The organism is Vibrio sp. V04_P4A5T148 (assembly GCF_963875605.1).
Classification (GTDB): Bacteria; Pseudomonadota; Gammaproteobacteria; order Enterobacterales; family Vibrionaceae; genus Vibrio; species Vibrio anguillarum.
In genome coordinates this window covers 1-3136 of record NZ_CAWNMS010000112.1, presented here as the reverse complement: position 1 = coordinate 3136, position 3136 = coordinate 1, and the positions used below count along the sequence as shown (strand labels likewise).

The window sequence follows — 3136 nt, the reverse complement described above, 5'->3', positions numbered from 1 at the left end:
CCACCGAACTCAAAAAAACACACTATAACACTGAATTTCAATTTTGCATCAAAGCCGCCACGCGTTGGCAATCCCTCTTGAGCCGTTTGTATGAGCGGTATAACCAATAACGCTAAATTTCTTTGATTACCTTGGCTGGATTGCCACCAATCACAACGTTGTCACCAAAACTTTTTGTAACTACTGCACCTGAAGCAACGACAACATTATTGCCCAAAGTCACTCCGGGATTGATCGTTGCGTGGCCACCAATCCAACAGTTATGTCCTATCACTACAGATTTTCCATACTCTAACCCACTATTTCTTTGAATTGGGTCGGTTGGATGTGTAGCTGTATAAATTCCTACTTGTGGCGCTATGAAACAATTATTTCCGATTCTAACTTCGGCAACGTCTAAAATAACACAACCAAAATTAGCATAAAAATTCTCGCCAACGTGTATATTTACGCCGTAATCACAGTTGAATGTAGATTCAACATAAATTGCATCTCCTGTGGAGCCAAAGAGTGATTTGATTATTTCAATTCTTTTATCCGCATCACTAACGCTGGTTTGATTGAGTTTTTCAGTATGTAAGCGTGCTTCAAGGCGCAACTTAACAAGCTCAACATTACTCGGATCATAATACTCACCTGAGAGCATTTTTTCTTTTTCTGTCATATAAATACACTAAACCCTAAAACCCTAAAACTCTAAATTTTTACTTTGCTCACCACGCCCGGTTAAGGGGCTGACAACGCAAAACACTAAACTTAAACATAACACCGTAATCACAAATGCTTATTTGAACGAAAACCGCCACGCGTTGGCAGTCCATCTTGAGCCGTTTGTTATACGAATTTTTCAATTGAATACGTTTCTAAGCCTTCGACGCCATCGTACAACTTGACCTCTGATTCCAATGTCATACCTAATTTTTTAATAATGATTAATGATGGAATATTTTCTTTAAGGGCGACACCGTAGATCTTCGAATGCTTATTGGCTTTGAACGTTTCTGCTAGGACAACCTTTGCTGCTTCATAGACGTAGCCACAACCTTGATAGACAGGGAGTAAAGCATACCGAATATCACTATGTATTGGGTCTTCACATTGTTCTATACCTACATAGCCTATTTTAATCGCCGGATTAGATCTTAAGTGAATTACGTAGGAACCGAAACCATTAGACCAATGTGTTATTCGATTTTGGACATGGAGCCTAATTTCGTCGCCAGTGTATAACTCACCTTTCGGTAGGTATTTAGTTAATTCATCAGAACCCAAGATCTGTGAATATATATCCACATCATCCACACAGACAGGTTTGAGCCACAAATTCTTCGTTGTGACCATAAAAAGCTCCATTCTTATAACGCCCGATTAAGGGCATTGACAACTCACCGCAAACTCAAAAAAACACACTATAACACTGAATTTCAATTTTGCATCAAAGCCGCCACGAGTTGGCAATCCCTCTTGATCGGTAAAGGTAAAACCTCTCCCTCGATTTCAATGGTGCTCTTTGTAGAGCCAACTCTAGATAGAGGCTTCATCAACCCGGCGTTTTTCAAGATAGTTGCCATCATTTGCTTATTAAGCAGCTTCTCTTTCTTGATTTAGGTGTACTCCATTAAATGGCTCACAACTTCTAATATCACCAGAAGACGCAAGTAGCCCCTCTTCACGATTTGCTAAGATCTCTTTGTCTTTACCATTGTGAGGCTGTGCAGGCGTGACATGGTTTAGCTTGCTGTGTTTGTGCAGCGTGTTTGCCAACGCACGAAGATTTCAACTCAGACTCGACTTACCTCAATAGCTTCAAAGTCTTTTGCTGGTCAACTAGGTATGTACTTCACGGTACGGAACAGTGACTCAACATACGGGTTATCGTCACTGAATCTCAGACGACTGTACGATGAGGTGATGCCTAGCTCTAGCATCAACATTCGTTGCAGGAGTTGTGAAGCTAACTCACCACGCTCACGTTCATATACCTCATACCATAGTACTATTTTATTTCTGACGCGAGTGAAATACTGTAGCAGGACAGTTGAACAGAGAACAGAGTAAAAACATGTATTTAGGATTCAAACAAAGCCTAATCGTTGGCGTCCTCGTATTGACATCTCTTGCTTTGGGGGTAGTGAGTTTTATCACTTACAGCAATGTATCTTCTTCTTTTAGAGAAGATAAAATAAGAACAGTAATCGAATATGTTGAAGCAAAAAAAGAAACAATTGACAGCTATTTCCTTGATAAGGTCGCTTCTCTCGAGGATTTGAGTGCTTTCTATAATGAAAATCCAATTCCACAAGATAAGGTAAGTTTTGTAAAGCAGTTAGCAGCAGCAGCCCATGTTGATAGTGTTGTTTTTACGGAGCACAGTGGCAAAGCATACTGGAACCAAACGAACTCTAATTGGCCAAATCATGTTTATGAAAGCGATGGAACTACAGGAGAATGGTATAAAGTTGCAATCGGCAAGAAAGAAATCGCCATGACTGAGCCTTATGATGATGGGGGGAGTATTTGGGTCTCGATAGCATCACAAGTGGACGATGGTGTTATCTCGTTTGACTTCGAACTTTCAAAGCTAAACAACATGATGAAAAGCTTTGGTGAACTTGATGGTGCTATTAGTCTACTAATGGATAGTGACTCAACAGTTTTGGCAGTTTCTTCAACTTCCTTGAGTAACGGAGATAGAGCTATTGAACTCAATGGTTTTTCTGGTGTTATAAAGAAAACACTGAATTCTAAAAGTTCGTTACTTCAATATTATGAGTTGAAGGGGAAGCAGAAAATTTTTTACTCAATCCCTATCAATATAGCAGATTCCACCTGGTTTCTTGGCGTATCACTAGAAGTTAATAAGACATTTGCTCCAATTTATAATACTCGCTCTAGTTCCGCACTGATGGTTCTAACTGGTACTTTTATAACCCTCGTTCTTTTCTACTTGCTTATCAACAAGCTTTATCAACCAATAACATCTCTTCGTGAGCTAGCGTTGGACTTATCAAAAGGTGAAGCAGACCTAACTAAACGTTTAGAGCTTGGTCGACGTGATGATTTGGGGCAGATAGCTGACGGCATTGATTTGTTTATAGACAAAGTGCACTTGGCAGTTAAAGAGATTGTTGGTATT

General features: G+C 39.8%; 3 protein-coding genes. 1 reads left to right on the top strand and 2 read right to left on the bottom strand.

What is annotated here, in order from left to right; genetic code table 11:
- Window positions 1–112: 112 nt before the first annotated feature.
- The gene (locus AACT18_RS17700; RefSeq protein WP_094144275.1) at window positions 113–664 is read right to left on the bottom strand and encodes a sugar O-acetyltransferase; all 552 of its coding nucleotides are present in this window, start codon (window positions 662–664) and stop codon (window positions 113–115) included.
- 170 nt (window positions 665–834) lie between these two features.
- Complete coding sequence (locus AACT18_RS17695; RefSeq protein ID WP_094143158.1) at window positions 835–1341, bottom strand: GNAT family N-acetyltransferase; 507 nt, start codon at window positions 1339–1341, stop codon at window positions 835–837.
- Window positions 1342–2062: 721 nt separating this feature from the next.
- Between AACT18_RS17695 and AACT18_RS17690 the strand changes: the two genes are divergently transcribed.
- A partial coding sequence (locus AACT18_RS17690) for a cache domain-containing protein (protein ID WP_141138125.1) occupies window positions 2063–3136 on the top strand: 1074 nt, incomplete at its 3' end.

Coding starts and splice junctions, on each gene's coding strand:
- AACT18_RS17700 (WP_094144275.1), bottom strand. CDS start 664: ATGACAGAAAAAGAAAAAATGCTCTCAGGTGAGTATTATGATCCGAGT.
- AACT18_RS17695 (WP_094143158.1), bottom strand. CDS start 1,341: ATGGTCACAACGAAGAATTTGTGGCTCAAACCTGTCTGTGTGGATGAT.